The sequence below is a fragment of the Aeromicrobium sp. Sec7.5 genome, assembly GCF_036867135.1.
Taxonomy (GTDB): domain Bacteria; phylum Actinomycetota; class Actinomycetes; order Propionibacteriales; family Nocardioidaceae; genus Aeromicrobium.
Genome location: NZ_JBAJIJ010000001.1, coordinates 1,694,511 through 1,712,726 on the forward strand (window position 1 = coordinate 1,694,511; position 18,216 = coordinate 1,712,726).

Genomic DNA, 18,216 nt, shown 5'->3' on the forward strand with positions numbered 1-18,216 from the left:
GCCGGCGGGCACTCACCGCGTGCGCCGGGCGTGCTCGGCCAGGATCGAGCCGATGGCTGCACCGTTCGAGATGCGTCCGGCCAGCACCGCGTCGACGGCGTCCGGGAACGGGAGCCACCACTGGCCCATGTCGGCCTCCTCGGCGTGCCGCTCCGTGCGCTCGTGCTGCGGGATCGGCGACAGACCCGTGGCGCGGAACACCGTCAGCGCCTCGCTCGTGTAGCCGGGCGAGGACCGCACGACGAGCTGGTGCTCCCAGTGCTCGGCCCGGACGTCGGCCTCCTCCGCGAGCTCGCGGGCGGCGGTCGCGAGCTCGTCCTCGCCCTCGACGTCCAGCACCCCGGCCGGCAGCTCGACCATGCGTCGCCCGACCGCGTGCCGGTACTGCGCCACCAGGAGGAGTCGGTCGTCATCATCGAGGGCGAGCACGCCGACCGCGTGACGCGGCTGCACGACCGCGCGCAGGTGCTGGCCCCCGGACGGATCGACGATCGTGTCGCGGCGCAGGGCGACGTAGGGCGTGTCGTAGACCGACTCCGACGCCGCGACGGGCCAGGCGGCGTCGGAGTCGGCGATGTCTGTCGGGGCGAGCCGGCCGGGCAGGCTCGGGTGCAGGCGGGTTCCGTCGCCGGTCACTCCGCCTCCGCCTGGTCCTGGGCTGCGACCTCGACGGGCAGCCGAGTCTCGCGCTGGCGCTGCAGCGCCGCCTTCACCAGCCCGGCGAACAGCGGGTGGGGCCGCGTGGGCCGCGACTTGAGCTCGGGATGGGCCTGGGTCGCGACGTAGTAGGGATGCACCTCGCGCGGGAGCTCCACGAACTCGACCAGGGTGCCGTCGGGCGACGTGCCGCTGAACGACAGGCCGGCCTCGGCGATCTGGTCGCGGTAGGTGTTGTTGACCTCGTAGCGGTGGCGGTGGCGCTCCTCGACCTTGTCGGTGCCGTAGACCTCGGCCACGATGCTGCCCGGCGTGAGCGAGGCGGGGTATCGGCCGAGGCGCATCGTGCCGCCGAGGTCGCCCGCACCATCGACGAACGCCTGCTGCTCGGCCATCGTGGCGATGACCGGCGCGGCCGTGTTCGCATCGAACTCCGTGGAGCTCGCATCGACGATGCCGGCCTCGTGCCGCGCGTACTCGATCACGATGCACTGCAGACCGAGGCAGAGACCGAGGGTCGGGATCTTGCGCTCGCGCACGTACTTCAGGGCGCCGATCTTGCCCTCGATGCCACGGATGCCGAATCCCCCCGGGACGCAGATCGCGTCGACGTCACCCAGCATGCGGGCCGCGCCGGCCTCGGTGGCGCACTCGTCGGACGGCACCCACCGCAGGTGGACCTTGGCGTCGTTAGCGAAGCCGCCCGCGCGCAGCGCCTCACCGACCGACAGGTAGGCGTCCGGGAGGTCGATGTACTTGCCGACCAGGGCGATCGTGACCTCGTCGGCCGGCTCGTGGACCCGGCGCAGCAGCGCGTCCCACTCGGTCCAGCTGACGTCGCGGAACGGCAGGTCGAGGCGTCGCACGACGTAGGCGTCGAGGCCCTCGGAGTGGAGCACCTTCGGGATGTCGTAGATCGACGGGGCGTCCGAGGCGGTCACGACGGCCTCGGGCTCCACGTCGCACATCAGCGAGATCTTGCGCTTGACGCTCTCGGGGATCTCGCGGTCCGAGCGGCAGACGATCGCGTCAGGCTGGATGCCGATCGAGCGCAGCGCGGCCACCGAGTGCTGCGTGGGCTTGGTCTTGAGCTCGCCGGACGGACCGATGAACGGCACGAGCGAGACGTGCAGGAAGAACACGTTCGTGCGGCCGATCTCGTGGCGCACCTGACGGGCCGACTCCAGGAACGGCTGGCTCTCGATGTCGCCCACCGTGCCGCCGATCTCGTGGATCACGACGTCGACGTCCGGGCCGCCCATCGAGAGCATGCGGTCCTTGATCTCGTTGGTGATGTGCGGGATCACCTGCACCGTGTCGCCGAGGTAGTCGCCGCGACGCTCGCGCGCGATGACGTCGGAGTACACCTGACCCGTCGTGACGTTGGCGCGACCCACGAGGTCCTCGTCGAGGAACCGCTCGTAGTGACCGATGTCGAGGTCGGTCTCCGCCCCGTCGTCGGTGACGAAGACCTCACCGTGCTGGAACGGGTTCATCGTGCCGGGATCGACGTTGAGGTACGGATCCAGCTTCTGCATCGTGACGCGCAGACCGCGCGACTTGAGCAGTCGTCCCAAGCTCGAGGCGGTCAGCCCCTTGCCGAGCGACGACGCGACGCCGCCGGTGACGAAAACGTGCTTGGTGACGGCGGTGTTGGCCAAGGCGACTCCCGTGGTTGCGCCCCGAGACCGGGGCCGGATGGAAACTCCACCACGGGATTCCAGCCTACACCTCGGGAGGCGCTACTGGGGCAGCTGTCCGTCGGCGCTGCGTGTCGTGCCCCAGGAGCCGTTCTCGCCCGCCGCCGATCGCACGAGGGCGAGGACCGACACGAGTCGTCCGGCGGCGAGGTCGGTCACGTCGACCGTCGAGAACGACCCGGAGCCGTTGTTGGAGCGCACCTGGTCCAGCACGCCCCCGTCGACGCTCGTGGTCGACGGTCCCACCAGGGCGCCGCCGGCGCCGCTCGTGGCGAGCTGGGAGGTGACGTCGGCGAGGATCTCGCCGCGGGCGCTGTCGGCCGAGGACGGCCCGACCACGACGAGCGCGAGATCGGCGCTCTGCGTGGGCGGCGTGGGCAGGTCCAGCAGACCGCCCTGCTCGAAGGCCGAGCGGATCGTGGAGGCCTGCTCGTCGAGCTCCCCATCGCCCATCAGGGCACGGGCCAGCGCGGCCCCGATACGGGTGTAGCTGTCGCCGGCGGCCTGGACGCCCGGGACGTCGGCGGCGGACTGCTCGGCGATCTGCTCGGCGAACTGGCGGTTGGCCGAGTCCAGCAGCTTGGTGGTCAGGGCGACCTCGCCCACGACCGTGCCTCCGGCGTCGCCGATGCGGGTCGTGAGGTCGTCGATCTCGGAGGTCTTGGCGCCCGGCGTGGTCACGACGACGACCCGGCGCTCGGCCAGGCCGGTGCCCACCAGGCCCGACGACGCATCGGCGAACGCGGTCTCGAACGCCTGCTCGGCGACGTCGGCGCGGGACTCGCCGCCGGCTCCCCCGCCTTCGTCGGAGTCGACGAAGGCGACCCCGAGCGCGACCCCCACGGCCAGCGCGAGGAAGACGGCCGCGAGCGAGACGACGTGGTAGCGGAAGTTGATCACGAGCGAAGTCCTTCGATCCACGAGACGAGGTCGCCGAACTGGTCGGAGACCCACCCGGTGACGTCGCCACCGGCAGAGGTGAGCGACAGCGCGACGCCCAGGGCGACGACGGCGCTCAGCACGAGGAACGCGATCGGCCAGATCGTGATGCGCCCCGTCGTGAGGTGGCCGACGACCTTGGCGTCGACGAGCTTCGCGGCCGAGCGCAGACGTACGACGAACGCAGGCCCGACCAGACCCGGGCTCTGGCCGAGGAAGTCCGACAGCGTCGGCGCGGCACCGGCGTGCACGATGACCGAGGCGCCGTTGGCGTCGGCCAGCAGGATCGCCAGGTCGGCGTCCTCGCCGTCGGCCACGAAGGGCACCACGTCCTTCTGGTGCTTCTCGAGGCGCTCCGGGGTTCGGATCTGGCCCGATGCCGTCGTGACGACGACCTCGTGCGAACGATCCAGCACGGCCGAGCTGAAGCCGTCGACGCCGCCAACCACGACGTCGGGCTTGTAGCCCGCCGCCAGGATCAGGTCGGCGCCCTTGCCGGCGCCCACCAGGACCGGGTCGCGGTCGAGCACGAAGCGCTTGAGCGACTTCAGGTCGGCCGCGGCGTCGAAGGAGTCCGACACGACGATGACGGCCCGACCCTTGAGGCGGGTCGTGAGTCGAGGCACGCGCACCCCGTCGAGCAGCATCGCGTGCTCGCGCCGCAGGTGGTCGGAGGCATTGACCGCCATCGTGTCGAGGCGGGTCGCGAAGTCGCTGGACGCCTCCGAGTAGTCGGCCGTGGCCTGGGCGCCGTCGCGCGCGATGCCGCTCGCGACCAGCACGCCCTCCCGGTAGATCTTGCCCTCGTGGACCCGGACCAGATCGCCACTGCGCAATCGGGTGACGATGCCGTCACCCACCTGGTCGACCAGGGGGATGCCCGCCTCGGCCAGCATCTCGGGGCCGGCGCTCGGGAACCTCCCCGTGGTGGACGGGGCGACGTTGACGACGGCAGCGACCCGGAGCTTGACCAGCTCGGCCGCGTCGTCGCCGTCAAGATCGGTGCGATCGATGATCGCGACGTCGCCGGCGCGGACACCTGCAGTCACCTCGGCGCCGGGTCGCGCGATCCGCGCGGGCCCGGAGACACCGGGGGCGTCGGACGTGCGACCGCCGCCTCGCTTGAAGATGGACATCGCCGCCCATCGTGCCACGGGAGACCCTCGGATCCCGGGAGCCACCGGGGCGGTGTGTCAAGCGTGTCCGGCGAGCTCCAGGAGCTCTCGCGCGTGCTGCTGAGCCGCCGAGGAGTCCTCCAGGCCGGCCAGCATGCGGGCGAGCTCGTCGACACGGTCCTGGCCCTCGAGGCGCACGACCGAGCTGCTGGTGACGTTGCCGTCGTCGTCCTTGAGGACCCGGAAGTGGTGCTGCGCGAACGCGGCCACCTGAGGCAGGTGGGTCACGGCCAGCACCTGGGCGTTCGTCGCCAGCGCAGCGAGCCGTCGGCCCACCTCGACCGCGGCACGGCCGCCGATGCCGGCGTCGACCTCGTCGAACACCAGGGTCGGGACGTCGGACCGGTCGGCGAGGACGACTTCGAGCGACAGCATGAGACGCGAGAGCTCGCCACCGCTCGCGCCCTTGGCCAGGGGGCGAGGAGTCGCGCCCGAGTTGGCCGCGAAGAGCAGCTCGACGGTGTCGCCGCCCGCCGGCCCCAGCTCGGCCTCACGGACGTCGACGACCAGGCGCGCCGACTTCATCGACAGCGCCTCGAGCTCGGCACGGACCTCGTCCGAGAGACGCTCGCCGGCCTCACGGCGGGCTTCGCCCAACGCCGTGGCGAGCGTCGTCAGCTCCGCGTGGAGCCGCTCCCGCTCGGCCTCCAGCCCGGCGACGGTGTCGTCGTCGGCCCCCAGGTCGAGCACGCGCCGACGGGCGTCGTCGGCCCACGCCAGGACGTCGTCGAGATCGGGACCGTACTTGCGCTGGAGCTGGGTCAGCTGCGCGCGGCGGTCCTGCACCGTGGCCAGGCCGGCCGGATCGAGGTCGACCGAGGACAGGTAGCCGGCCAGGTCGCCGGCGAGCTCGGTCACCGAGACCGTCAGGTCACGGGCGCGGGACGCCAGCGACTCCAGCTCCGGGTCGTGCCCGGCCTGGGCCTCGAGCTCTGAGGTGGCCTGGGCGACCAGCGGCCCGGCGCCCTCGGGACCGATCGCCTGCTCGACGTCGCCCGCGAGGAGGTCGTGCGCGACCTGCGCGGCGCGGGCCAGCGACTCGGCATGCGCGAGGCGCGACTCCATGGCTTCGAGCTCGGTGTCCTCGCCCGCGACAGGGGCGACGTCGTCGATCTCGACCAGCCCGTGCTGGGCCGCGTCGAGCTCACGCGCCCGTTCCTGCGAGGCCGACCGGAGCAGACCGATACGCTCGTCGACCTCGCGCCACTGCCGGTACGCCGGGGTGTACCGGGCCAGCAGGTCCGTCACCGCCGTGCCCGCGAAGGCGTCCAGCGCAGCACGCTGGTGGGCCGGACGAGCGAGCCGGTGCTGGTCGGACTGTCCGTGGACCGCGACCAGCTCGTCGGTGAGCTGCGTCAGGAGCCCGGCGGGCACCGAGGTGCCGCCGGCGTAGGCCCGCGAGCGCCCCTGCGCCGAGACGGCCCTGGCCAGGACGAGCTCGCCGTCGTCGACGACTCCCCCGGCGTCGTCGACCGCACCGAGCACGCTGCCCCGTCCGGCGACGTCGATGATGGCCTCGACCCGCGCCTGCGCGGCACCGTGACGGACCAGACCGGCATCCGAGCGCTCACCACGGAGCAGGCCCAGGGCCGTCACGACCATCGTCTTGCCCGCACCGGTCTCTCCCGTGATGACCGTGAACCCGGCCTCGAGCGGCAGCTCAGCGTGCTCGATGACGCCGAGCGACCGCAACTCGAGATGACGCCACATCAGTGATCGCCGCCGGTCGCCAGTCGCCGCGCGGCCTCGCCGCGCCAGCCCTCGACCGGCAGGTCGAACTTGCGGACCAGCCGGTCGGCGAACGTGGCCTCCTGCACCCGGGCCAGCCGGACGCGCTTCGCGCCGCGACGCACCTCGACGCGGGCGCCGGACGGGAGGTCGGCCGCCCGGCGCCCGTCGCACCAGAGCACGCCTTCGCCGCGCTCGTCGACGATCTCGATCGCGAGGGTGGAGTCCGGCGAGACGACCAACGGGCGGGCGAAGAGCGCGTGCGCGCTGATCGGCACCATCAGCAGGGCCGCGACCTCGGGCCACACGATGGGACCGCCGGCACTGAAGTTGTAGGCCGTCGACCCGGTCGGCGTGGCACACACGATGCCGTCGCACCCCCATCGCGACACGGGCCTGCCGTCGATCTCGACGACGAGCTCGACCATGCGCTCCCGCGCCTGCTTCTCGACCGTCGCCTCGTTGAGCGCCCAGTTGCGGGCGACCACGGTCTTGCCCACGAGCACGGCGACGTCGACGGTCAGGCGGTCCTCGACCGAGTAGGTGCGGTCGACGACGCCCCGCACGACGTCGCCGACGTTCTCGGCGTCGACCTCCGCGAGAAAGCCGATGTGGCCCATGTTGACGCCGAGCAGCGGCGTCTCGTGGTCGCGGCACATCTCGGCGGCGCGCAGGATCGTGCCGTCGCCCCCGAAGACCACCGCCAGCTCGCAGCCCTCCGACGCCGACGTGCCCGGCGGCACCGTGGTGACGTCGGTGAGCCCGCACGCGGCGAGCCGCTCGGCCTCCGGGTCCAGCACACGGATGTCGATGCCGGCCGCCTGCAGCTGCTGGGCGACGGTCACGGCCACGGTGTCGGCCTCGAGCCGGCTTCCGTGCGTCACGATCAGGACCGTCCTCATGCTCCGACCTCCAGTGGTCCGTCGGCGACGGCTCGCTCCGCGGCGGCCGGATCGACCGGGTCGGCGTCCGTGCGCAGCCAGCAGAAGTACTCGACGTTGCCGGCGGGGCCGGGCAACGGGCTGGGCGCCAGCGCGCGCGTGCCCCAACCCTCGGCCTGGGCGGCGTGACACACGTCGACCACGGCCTCTGCGTGCAGCGCCGGATCCCTCACGACCCCATTCTTGCCCAAGCGCTCGCGTCCGACCTCGAACTGCGGCTTGACCATGAGCACGAGGTCGCCCTCGGGCCGCGTGCAGGCGGCCAGCGCGGTCATCACGAGGCGCAGGGAGATGAAGGAGAGATCGGACACCGTGAGATCGACGGGCCCGTCGATCTGTTCGGGCGTGAGGGTCCGCACGTTGGTGCGGTCGTGCACGGCGACGCGCGGGTCGTTCTGCAGCTCCCACACGAGCTGGCCGTACCCGACGTCGACGGCGACGACCTCCCGGACGCCGCGCCGCAGGAGCACGTCGGTGAAACCACCGGTGGAGGCGCCGGCATCGAGGCAGCGCCGGTCGGCGACCGTGAGGCCTCGCGGCTCGAACTCGGCCAGGGCGCCCAGCAGCTTGTGGGCACCGCGCGAGGCCCAGGACGGACCTGCGGGCTCGCGCACCACGACGGCGGCGTCGGTGCCCACCTGGGTGGCGGCCTTGCTCGCCACGGTGCCACCGACCGTGACCGATCCGGACTCGATGAGCGCGGCCGCCTGCTCCCGCGACCGGGCCAGTCCGCGCCGCACGAGCTCGGCGTCGAGCCGCACGCGGCGCGTCACAGCGTGCCTGGTCCTTCCGGACGTCCGGCGTCGGCGAGGGTCGTGCGAACGACGTGGTGGATCGCGTCGTACGAGGCGACGTGCTCGGTGACGGGTCGGTGCGGCAGCTGCTCGAGCGCTGCCAGGGCCTCGTCGATCTCGGCGTGCCCCGTGGGCACCACCGCCGGGGCACGCCGCTCCTCGTCGACCGGGTCGACGGGGTCGTCCGCCCAGTCGTGGATCGCGTCGTTCATGCGCCCATCCTCACATCCTCGACCGACACGTCGTCGCCACGGTCGTGCGACGCCCAGGCGAGGGCCACGACGGCTCGGAGCCCGGGCACGCTGTCGGGCTCGGCGCCGCTGACGCGGATCAGGCCGTCGGTGGCCTCGGCGACGGCATCGCCGCACGTCGCGCGGGAACCGTCGACCACGACCTCCGGGTGTGGCTGCCCCAGCCCGCGCAGGTCGGCCGCCACGTACGCGGGGCGATGTCCTGGCGGGATCTCGAGCACGTCCGCGAGCGTGGTGACCCCCGTGAGCACCACCATGGCGTCGATACCGGCGGCGGTGGCACCGTCGATGTCGGTGTCGACGCGGTCGCCGACCATGACCGGGCTCCCCGCCCCCGTCCGCCGTCGCGCCTCGTCGAAGATCGGCGTCGAGGGCTTGCCGGCCACGACCGGCTCGCGTCCCGTGGCCAGGGCCACGGCCTGCACGAAGGCCCCGTTCCCGGGCGCCAGACCGCGCGGGGTCGGAAACGTCGTGTCCGGATTGGATGCGAACCACGGCACACCGGCGGACACCGCGAACGACGCCTCGGCCAGCTCGCTCCAGCACACGTCGATGACGCCGCCCTGCACGACGGCACGAGGCTCGTCCTCGGCCGACGTCACGACGACGAGCCCGAGAGCCTCCAGTGCCGAGCGCATGCCCTCGGCACCCGCGAGCAGGACCTTCGCGCCGTCGCCCACCTCGCGGAGCACGAGATCGGCCACGACCTGCCCCGCCGTCACGACCGCGTCGTCGGCGAGCTCCAGGCCGAACGACCGGAGGTGCTCGGCGACGTCGGTCGCCGACCTGGTGGCGTTGTTCGTCAGGAACGCCACGGGCGTCGCCAGCGCACCGATGGTCTCGGCCGCGTGCGGAACGGCGTCCGGGCCGACGTAGACGACCCCGTCGAGGTCGAGCATGACCAGGTCGTGGACCGAGGCCAGGGGTGACGACGTCGTTGACAGTCCCGCGCCACGTTCCATGCCCCGAGGCTAGCGAGACGTGGTCTCCGCGCGCACGCGATCACACGTGAGCAGGTCCACACCCACGAACGACATCACGCCCGCACCGCCCCGCACGAACCGGCGCCGCAGCTCCCCCGTGATCTCGATGACGTCACCCTCGGTGAGTCGGGCCGCCTTGCGTCGCAGGGCCGACGACCACGCGGTGAGCTCGATCGTGTCGATGCCGACCTTCGAGCGCTTGCGGGCGGCGGGGCTGCGCGGCACCACGATGCGAAGACTCACGAGCTCGTCACCGCTCGGCAGGGTGCGCGTCTCGGGTGTGCCCGAGACGCGGCCGCGGAGCCGCACCGCGTTGTCAGGGAAGTGACCATCCGGGTTCTCGTCCATGACGACAGCCTCGACCGCCGGGACCCGGGGGTCGACGATCGAGGACCTCGCTGTGGACGCCCCCGACCTGTGGACGCCCGCTCACGGGCGGCGCGGCGCCGTCACTCCAGCTCGGCGAGCCGCTCCGCCGCGTCGGTGGAGTGATCGCCGTCGGTGGCCACCGTGCGGTGGAACCACTCCACGGCCTCGTCGCGCCGACCAGCGGCGAGCAGGGCGTCGGCGTACGCATAGCGAAGGCGAGGCACCCACGGCGCACGGGAGGCTGAGCTCAGCGACTCGGTCTCGAGCAGCCGGATGGCGGCCTCGACCTGGCCCAGGTCACGACGGGCGCCAGCCACGACGATGCTGAGCTCGACGTTGCCGGCGTCGTCCAGGACCTTGCGGACCTCAGGCGTGTCGTACGCGAGCGCCTTCTCCGGGCGGCGCAGGGCGCGCTCGCAGTCGGCCATCATGGGCGCGTACATCTGCTGACCGCTCAGGCGGCGGGCAGCACGAAACTCCGCCAACGCCTCCGAGAACTTCCCGGCGGCATAGGCGGTCTCTCCGCACGCCTCACGAATGAGGGCGTTGCGGTTGGCCCGGGCCTTGGCGGCCAGGGCGTGCAGGTAGGCGGTCTCCGGATCAGTGGCAATGAGAAGTCCGGCCATCACCAGATGGCGCGAGACACGATCGGACAGCTTTTCCGGCAGACCCTGCAGGGCCTGCTTGGCGTACTTGTCGAGATCGTTCGCGCTGACATCGTCCGGGATCGGCGGACCGTCGTAGATCTTCTGGTCGACGGTGCGCTCCTCGCGCTCAGGTCGACCGGGGCGACCGCGCCCGCCCTGCTGCGGACGGCCACCGGAGCCGGAGCCCTGGGGACGACCGCCACCGGAACCGCCCTGCTGCGGACGGCCGCCCGAACGTGGACGGTCTCCTCCGCGCTGGGGCCGATCGTCCTGACGACGCTCGCCGCGTCCGCCCTGGCGATCGCTCCGACCCGGACGGTCGCTCGAACCCTTGCGGTCTCCACGACCCTGACGGGGAGCGTCACTCATGTCCAACCTCCGAAATTACAGGTGAAATGCAGCGAGGCCGCTCCCGAAGGAGCGGCCTCGCGCTAAAAATTGTCCGGCGACGTCCTACTCTCCCACACCGTCTCCAGTGCAGTACCATCGGCGCTGAAGGGCTTGACTTCCGGGTTCGGAATGTAACCGGGTATTTCCCCTTCGCCATGGTCGCCGAAACTCTATTGAGCTGACAAAACCAAGCGAGATACTGGCCACCCATCAATGATGGGACCAGTTCTCATGGTTCCCGGCCGCAGCTCGGGAACCTCACAGTGGACGCGACTTCGTAGTGGTGAAACAAGCCCTCGGCCTATTAGTACCGGTCGGCTGCATGCATTGCTGCACTTCCACCTCCGGCCTATCAACCCAGTGGTCTGCTGGGGGCCTTACCTGGTTATCCAGTGGGTAACCTCATCTTGAAACGTGCTTCCCGCTTAGATGCTTTCAGCGGTTATCACTTCCGAACGTAGCTAACCAGCAGTGCTCCTGGCGGAACAACTGGCACACCAGAGGTTCGTCCACCCCGGTCCTCTCGTACTAGGGGCAGCCTTTCTCAAGTTACCTACGCGCGCGGCGGATAGGGACCGAACTGTCTCACGACGTTCTAAACCCAGCTCGCGTGCCGCTTTAATGGGCGAACAGCCCAACCCTTGGGACCTGCTACGGCCCCAGGATGCGACGAGCCGACATCGAGGTGCCAAACCATCCCGTCGATATGGACTCTTGGGGAAGATCAGCCTGTTATCCCCGGGGTACCTTTTATCCGTTGAGCGACGCCGCTTCCACATGCCAGCGCCGGATCACTAGTCCCGACTTTCGTCCCTGCTCGAGTTGTCACTCTCACAGTCAAGCTCCCTTGTGCACTTACACTCGAAACCTGATTGCCAACCAGGCTGAGGGAACCTTTGGGCGCCTCCGTTACATTTTAGGAGGCAACCGCCCCAGTTAAACTACCCATCAGGCACTGTCCCTGATCCAGATAATGGACCTAGGTTAGATATCTAGTACAGTCAGAGTGGTATTTCAACGTTGACTCCACCTGAACTGGCGTCCAAGCTTCAAAGTCTCCCACCTATCCTACACAAACTGAACCAAACACCAATACCAAACTATAGTAAAGGTCCCGGGGTCTTTCCGTCCTGCCGCGCGTAACGAGCATCTTTACTCGTAGTGCAATTTCGCCGAGTCCATGGTTGAGACAGCGCCCAAGTCGTTACTCCATTCGTGCAGGTCGGAACTTACCCGACAAGGAATTTCGCTACCTTAGGATGGTTATAGTTACCACCGCCGTTTACTGGGGCTTAAGTTCTGTGCTTCGCTTGCGCTGACACGTCCCCTTAACCTTCCAGCACCGGGCAGGAGTCAGTCCGTATACGGCGTCTTTCGACTTAGCACGGACCTGTGTTTTTAGTAAACAGTCGCTTGGGCCTGGTCTCTGCGACCTTCAACGCTTCTGGGAGCAAGTCCCATAACGAATCCGGTCCCCCTTCTCCCGAAGTTACGGGGGCATTTTGCCGAGTTCCTTAACCATGGTTCACTCGATCACCTTAGTATTCTCTACCTGACCACCTGAGTCGGTTTGGGGTACGGGCGGCTCTGAATCTCGCTAGATGCTTTTCTCGGCAGCATAGGATCACTCACTTCGACTAAAACGTCTCCGCATCGGCTCTCAGGCATATGAGTGACGGATTTGCCTATCACTCGCCCTACGACCTTGCCCGTGGACTACCATCGCCACGGTTGAGCTACCTTCCTGCGTCACACCATTGCTTGCTTACTACCAGATCGGGTCGTGCGCTCTGCCGGCCAATGTCTCCGAAGAGACTGGAGGCCGGTTTCGGGCACTTAGCATCACTGGATTCTGCATGGGCGATTCAATGCCGGTACGGGAATATCAGCCCGTTGTCCATCGACTACGCCTGTCGGCCTCGCCTTAGGTCCCGACTTACCCAGGGAAGATTAGCTTGACCCTGGAACCCTTGGTCATTCGGTGGAGGAGTTTCTCACTCCTCATTCGCTACTCATGCCTGCATTCTCACTCGTGTGGCATCCACGGCTGGGTTACCCCGCCGCTTCACTCGCCACACGACGCTCCCCTACCGATCCATACGGCTGGACCACGAAGGCCTACCTATTATATGAATCCCATAGCTTCGGTGGATTGCTTGAGCCCCGCTAAATTGTCGGCGCGGAATCACTTGACCAGTGAGCTATTACGCACTCTTTCAAGGGTGGCTGCTTCTAAGCCAACCTCCTGGTTGTCTCTGCGACTCCACATCCTTTTCCACTTAGCAATCTCTTTGGGACCTTAGCTGATGGTCTGGGCTGTTTCCCTCTCGACTATGAAGCTTATCCCCCACAGTCTCACTGCTGCGCTCTCACTTACCGGCATTCGGAGTTTGGCTGGGTTCAGTAAGCTGGTAGGCCCCCTAGCCCATCCAGTGCTCTACCTCCGGCAAGAAACACGCAACGCTGCACCTAAATGCATTTCGGGGAGAACCAGCTATCACGGAGTTTGATTGGCCTTTCACCCCTATCCACAGGTCATCCCCCCAGTTTTTAACCTAGGTGGGTTCGGTCCTCCACGCGGTCTTACCCGCGCTTCAACCTGCCCATGGATAGATCACTCCGCTTCGGGTCTAGATCCAGCAACTCAATCGCCCTATTCGGACTCGCTTTCGCTACGGCTACGGCTCTACGCCTTAACCTCGCTACTGAACGCTAACTCGCAGGCTCATTCTTCAAAAGGCACGCTGTCACCCTTCACAAGGAAGAGCTCCAACGGATTGTATGCACATGGTTTCAGGTACTATTTCACTCCCCTCCCGGGGTACTTTTCACCTTTCCCTCACGGTACTAGTCCGCTATCGGTCATCGAGGAGTATTTAGGCTTAACGGGTGGTCCCGCTAGATTCACACCGAATTTCAGGGGTTCGGTGTTACTTGGGGTGACGCAAAAGAGCCATGAGCTTACGTATACGGGGGTCTCACCCTCTGTGCCGCGACTTTCCAGTCGCTTCAACTTCACTCATGGTTTGTGACTCTTTGTGAGTTCGGCAGAACCCACGTTGCGGCCCCACGACCCCCCAGTGACAACGCCTGCCGGCTATCACATCACTGAGGTTTGGCCTCTTCCGGTTTCGCTCGCCACTACTACCGGAATCACGGTTGTTTTCTCTTCCTGTGGGTACTGAGATGTTTCACTTCCCCACGTTCCCTCCAAACGCCCTATGTGTTCAGGCGCAGGTACCTGGACTTTCTTCCAGGTGGGTTTCCCCATTCGGACATCCCCGGATCACAGGTCGGTTGTCACCTTCCCGGGGCTTTTCGCAGACTCCAACGTCCTTCATCGGCTCTCGATGCCAAGGCATCCACCATGTGCACTTAGTAGCTTGTTGTTCATTACTACAAAGATGCTCGCGTCCACTGTGAAGTTCTCAAGATACGGTCGGTACCGTCCCGATGACCCACGCCTGCGAGCAAGAGCTCGTGGTTCGTGGAAAGGGCGGTCCGAGAGAGAAGGCTAAGAAGCCTGATCCCTCAGGACCCAACAGTGTGCCTGATTTGATGATCGCGCCGGCTGAGGTTCCGTCCTGGCAAGCCAGGTGTACTGACAGCGTTTGTCGCTCATCAAGCCAAATAGTCGACGTCCACTAGTGAGCGTCGTCGCGCAAGACATTCGCTTGCGATCGACGAGCCTGGATCAGATCCGAGGACCTGACCAGTTGCTCCTTAGAAAGGAGGTGATCCAGCCGCACCTTCCGGTACGGCTACCTTGTTACGACTTCGTCCCAATCGCCAGCCCCACCTTCGACGGCTCCCTCCACAAGGGTTGGGCCACCGGCTTCGGGTGTTGCCGACTTTCATGACGTGACGGGCGGTGTGTACAAGGCCCGGGAACGTATTCACCGCAGCGTTGCTGATCTGCGATTACTAGCGACTCCGACTTCATGGGGTCGAGTTGCAGACCCCAATCCGAACTGAGACCGGCTTTTTGGGATTCGCTCCACCTTGCGGTTTCGCAGCCCTTTGTACCGGCCATTGTAGCATGCTTGAAGCCCTGGACATAAGGGGCATGAAGACTTGACGTCATCCCCACCTTCCTCCGAGTTGACCCCGGCAGTCTCCTATGAGTCCCCACCATTACGTGCTGGCAACATAGGACGAGGGTTGCGCTCGTTGCGGGACTTAACCCAACATCTCACGACACGAGCTGACGACAGCCATGCACCACCTGTATACCGACCACAAGGGGGGCTACATCTCTGCAGCTTTCCGGTATATGTCAAACCCAGGTAAGGTTCTTCGCGTTGCATCGAATTAATCAGCATGCTCCGCCGCTTGTGCGGGCCCCCGTCAATTCCTTTGAGTTTTAGCCTTGCGGCCGTACTCCCCAGGCGGGGCGCTTAATGCGTTAGCTGCGGCACGGAGACCGTGGAAGGTCCCCACACCTAGCGCCCAACGTTTACGGCATGGACTACCAGGGTATCTAATCCTGTTCGCTCCCCATGCTTTCGCTCCTCAGCGTCAGGTAATGCCCAGAGAACCGCCTTCGCCACCGGTGTTCCTCCTGATATCTGCGCATTCCACCGCTACACCAGGAATTCCGTTCTCCCCTGCATCCCTCTAGTCTGCCCGTATCGGAAGCACGCTCAGGGTTAAGCCCTGAGTTTTCACTCCCGACGCGACAAACCGCCTACGAGCCCTTTACGCCCAATAATTCCGGACAACGCTCGGACCCTACGTATTACCGCGGCTGCTGGCACGTAGTTGGCCGGTCCTTCTTCTGCAGGTACCGTCACTTTCGCTTCGTCCCTGCTGAAAGAGGTTTACAACCCGAAGGCCGTCATCCCTCACGCGGCGTTGCTGGATCAGGCTTTCGCCCATTGTCCAATATTCCCCACTGCTGCCTCCCGTAGGAGTCTGGGCCGTGTCTCAGTCCCAGTGTGGCCGGTCACCCTCTCAGGCCGGCTACCCGTCGTTGCCTTGGTGGGCCGTTACCCCGCCAACAAGCTGATAGGCCGCGAGCTCATCCTTCTCCGCCGGAGCTTTCCACCTTCCAACATGCGAAGGAAGGTCGTATTCGGCATTAGCCATCGTTTCCAATGGTTATTCCGAAGAGAAGGGCAGATTGCTCACGTGTTACTCACCCGTTCGCCGCTCGTGTACTCCCGAAGGAGCCTTACCGCTCGACTTGCATGTGTTAAGCACGCCGCCAGCGTTCGTCCTGAGCCAGGATCAAACTCTCCGTTGAAAGTTTTTCCTAGCCGAAGCTAGGTAACAACTTGAGTTGATACTGACAACTTGATTGCTGACAATCTAATTGTCGGAATTGTCCTCGACGACATTGGACCGAAGTCCTCCGTCGACGGGGGTTTGTACTGATTATTCGTCGACTTTTGGCACACTGTTGAGTTCTCAAGGATCAGACGCACACCTGCGGCTTGCTCCTGGTGGAGCGCCCCGCTCGGGGCAACTGTTCTAACCTACACGGTCCGTGTCCGCCCGGTCAAACCGGGGTTCGTTCCCGTGTCACTCTCCGTTGTCAGCGTTCAGTTTCCGGATCTGCCCCAGAGTCAAAGCTCCGGGAAGCGTTCCTGGCGTTGAACGTTTCGGTTCGAGTGGCTGCTAGCTCCGATCGCCCGGCGTTTCCGCCTTGCGCTCCGTCGTGCTGTGCAACAAGAAGAACATTACGCGGCCGTTTCGCGAATCGTCAAATCCAGATCGTGTGACCCGCACCACAGAGTTTCACGAATGTAGTTTCACGCCTGCAATTTGGCGCTTTCCGCGGCGCAGAACGATCCAGGATTCGTGCAGCGGGGCGATGTCGGACAGCGCTTGCTCGGGATCGTCGATACGCGCGTTGTTCGCGTACGCGCCACCGTCGGTGACCGCGCGGCGCGCCGCCGAGCGGCTGTCGGACAGGCCGGTCGCGACCAAGGCATCCGTGACGGTGGCCGTGGCGTCGAGCTCGGCCGTGCCGGCCTCGGTGAGGGCCGCCGACAACGTGGCCTCCGGGAGGTCGTCCAGGGCCCCGCGGCCGAACAGGGCCGTGGCGGCCAGCTCGGCGGCGTCGGTCTCGCTCTCCCCGTGCACCAGCGTCGTGAGCTCGCGGGCCAGGCGACGCTGCGGCAGCCGTCGCCCGGGCGCCTCGGCGTGTTCGGCCATCAGCGCGTCGACCTCGTCGATGCCCAGGAAGGTGAACTGCTTGAGGTACTCCCCCACCTTCGCGTCCTCGGCCTGCATCCAGGCCTGGTGGAACGCGTACGGACTCATGAGCTCCGGGTCGAGCCAGATCGTGCCGGTCTCGGTCTTGCCGAACTTGGTGCCGTCGGCCTTGGTGATCAACGGCGTCGCCAGGGCATGGGCCTTGCCACCGTCGGACCGCCGGATGAGCTCCACCCCCGCCGTGAGGTTGCCCCACTGGTCGCTGCCCCCGGTCTGCAGGACGCAGCCGTGGCGTCGGTACAGCTCCAGGAAGTCGAGCGACTGCAGCAGGACGTAGCTGAACTCGGTGTAGCTGATGCCTGACTCGAGTCGGCTGCTGACGACGTCGCGGGCCAGCATCCGGTTGACGGGGAAGTGCTTGCCGATGTCGCGCAGGAAGTCGATCGTGTTGATCTGACTCGTCCAGTCGAGGTTGTTGACGACCGCGGCGGCGTTCTCGCCCTCGAACGACACGAACCGGGAGACCTGGGTGCGGATGCGGTCGACCCAGTCGGCCACGATCTCGCGACTGTTCATGACGCGCTCCCCGGACTGCTTGGGATCACCGATGAGCCCGGTCGAACCTCCCACCAGGATCAGCGGTCGGTGGCCCGCCAGCTGGAGCCGCCGGGCCGTGAGGAGCTGCAGCAGGTTGCCCACGTGCAGGCTGGGCGCCGTCGGGTCGAAGCCGACGTAGTAGGTGAGCGGCCCCTCGTCGAGTGCCGCGCGCAACGCGTCGGCGTCGGTGGCGTGCGCGACGAGGCCGCGCGCGTCGAGGTCGTCGAGGACGTGGGTCACCACAGGCTCCTGGGATTCGGGGACGACGGGCGTCCCGGTTGCTGTCGTCGTCATTGTGGCCGACGCGGCGGCGGGCCCGGGGCACGGGGCGAGCGACGGTAGGCCGACACCGTGGGGTCGCCCGCGATCCAGAACCGCCAGGGCTCATCGGCGGCCAGCGAGACGCCGACCCGGGGGCCGGCGAGGATCTCCGGGTCCTCGACGCGCTCCCCCAGGCCGAGGCCCGAGCCGGTCGTGACCGGGGTGCCGAGGTCGGCCAGCGTGATCCCGAGGGCCTGCGCCAGGTTGCCGGGACCGCGCGCGAGCCGGACATCAGTGACAGTCCCCCGCCGTTCCCGCGCGAGCTCGTGCCCGTCGACGACCCTCCCGGCCCGCAGCAGCACCGCCGCGGCCAGCTCACGGGGCCCGGTCACGACGTTGGCGCAGTGGTGGATCCCGTAGGAGCGGTAGACGTACAGCCGCCCCGACGGTCCGTACATCGTCTCCGACCTCGGCGTGCGGGTGAACGCGTGGGAGGCCGGGTCCTCGATGCCGCCGTACGCCTCGACCTCGGTCAGGACGACCGTGACCCCGTGCCCCGTGAAGGAGCGGCCGAGCAGCGATCTGGCGCGCTCGACGACGGTACCGGTGTGCAGGTCATCCACCG

13 protein-coding genes and 3 rRNA genes are annotated in these 18,216 nt (G+C 67.1%); all 16 read right to left on the reverse strand.

All coding sequences use genetic code 11. The features are described 5' to 3' along the window. Positions 1-12: 12 nt before the first annotated feature. Positions 13-636: an NUDIX hydrolase gene (locus V6S66_RS08500; protein WP_334206312.1), complete on the reverse strand. Its 624-nt coding sequence runs from the start codon at positions 634-636 to the stop codon at positions 13-15. Beyond that, on the reverse strand, positions 633-2,318 hold the full coding sequence (locus V6S66_RS08505; RefSeq protein WP_334206313.1) for a CTP synthase: 1,686 nt from the start codon (positions 2,316-2,318) through the stop codon (positions 633-635). Before V6S66_RS08505 ends, V6S66_RS08500 begins: the two co-directional genes overlap by 4 nt. Positions 2,319-2,399: 81 nt before the next feature. Further along, complete coding sequence (locus V6S66_RS08510; RefSeq protein WP_334206314.1) at positions 2,400-3,257, reverse strand: copper transporter; 858 nt, start codon at positions 3,255-3,257, stop codon at positions 2,400-2,402. Beyond that, positions 3,254-4,432 (reverse strand): putative cytokinetic ring protein SteA, encoded by a 1,179-nt coding sequence (steA, locus tag V6S66_RS08515; RefSeq protein WP_334206315.1) that lies wholly within the window; start codon positions 4,430-4,432, stop codon positions 3,254-3,256. The genes V6S66_RS08510 and steA overlap by 4 nt, the downstream gene beginning before the upstream one ends. Positions 4,433-4,489: 57 nt before the next feature. Continuing rightward, positions 4,490-6,181, reverse strand: coding sequence for a DNA repair protein RecN (gene recN / locus V6S66_RS08520; RefSeq protein WP_334206316.1), 1,692 nt, complete (start codon positions 6,179-6,181; stop codon positions 4,490-4,492). Beyond that, positions 6,181-7,101 carry an NAD kinase gene (locus V6S66_RS08525; protein ID WP_334206317.1) on the reverse strand — a complete coding sequence of 307 codons (921 nt, stop codon included), beginning with the start codon at positions 7,099-7,101 and terminating at the stop codon, positions 6,181-6,183. The genes recN and V6S66_RS08525 overlap by 1 nt, the downstream gene beginning before the upstream one ends. Next, positions 7,098-7,913, reverse strand: a complete 816-nt coding sequence (locus V6S66_RS08530) for a TlyA family RNA methyltransferase (protein ID WP_334206318.1) — start codon at positions 7,911-7,913, stop codon at positions 7,098-7,100. Before V6S66_RS08530 ends, V6S66_RS08525 begins: the two co-directional genes overlap by 4 nt. Further along, entirely contained in the window at positions 7,910-8,146 is a 237-nt protein-coding gene (locus V6S66_RS08535) for a hypothetical protein (RefSeq protein ID WP_334206319.1), read from the reverse strand. The genes V6S66_RS08530 and V6S66_RS08535 overlap by 4 nt, the downstream gene beginning before the upstream one ends. Next, complete coding sequence (locus tag V6S66_RS08540; protein ID WP_334206320.1) at positions 8,143-9,147, reverse strand: HAD-IIA family hydrolase; 1,005 nt, start codon at positions 9,145-9,147, stop codon at positions 8,143-8,145. Before V6S66_RS08540 ends, V6S66_RS08535 begins: the two co-directional genes overlap by 4 nt. A gap of 9 nt (positions 9,148-9,156) precedes the next feature. Continuing rightward, the gene (locus tag V6S66_RS08545) at positions 9,157-9,516 is read right to left on the reverse strand and encodes a single-stranded DNA-binding protein (RefSeq protein ID WP_334206321.1); all 360 of its coding nucleotides are present in this window, start codon (positions 9,514-9,516) and stop codon (positions 9,157-9,159) included. 101 nt (positions 9,517-9,617) lie between these two features. After that, positions 9,618-10,553: a tetratricopeptide repeat protein gene (locus V6S66_RS08550; protein ID WP_334206322.1), complete on the reverse strand. Its 936-nt coding sequence runs from the start codon at positions 10,551-10,553 to the stop codon at positions 9,618-9,620. A gap of 71 nt (positions 10,554-10,624) precedes the next feature. Further along, positions 10,625-10,741, reverse strand: a 5S ribosomal RNA gene (rrf, locus tag V6S66_RS08555). Between the two features lie 117 nt (positions 10,742-10,858). Continuing rightward, positions 10,859-13,963 (reverse strand): 23S ribosomal RNA (locus V6S66_RS08560). A gap of 338 nt (positions 13,964-14,301) precedes the next feature. Further along, a 16S ribosomal RNA gene (locus tag V6S66_RS08565) occupies positions 14,302-15,819 on the reverse strand. Together the 16S, 23S and 5S rRNA genes form the textbook arrangement of a ribosomal RNA operon. Before the next feature lie 494 nt (positions 15,820-16,313). Continuing rightward, complete coding sequence (gene tyrS, locus V6S66_RS08570) at positions 16,314-17,570, reverse strand: tyrosine--tRNA ligase (protein ID WP_334206323.1); 1,257 nt, start codon at positions 17,568-17,570, stop codon at positions 16,314-16,316. A 50-nt stretch (positions 17,571-17,620) separates the two neighbouring features. Beyond that, a complete protein-coding gene (locus V6S66_RS08575) occupies positions 17,621-18,214 on the reverse strand; it encodes a DNA-3-methyladenine glycosylase (RefSeq protein ID WP_334206324.1) in 594 nt (197 codons plus the stop codon). Between the last annotated feature and the right edge of the window lie 2 nt (positions 18,215-18,216).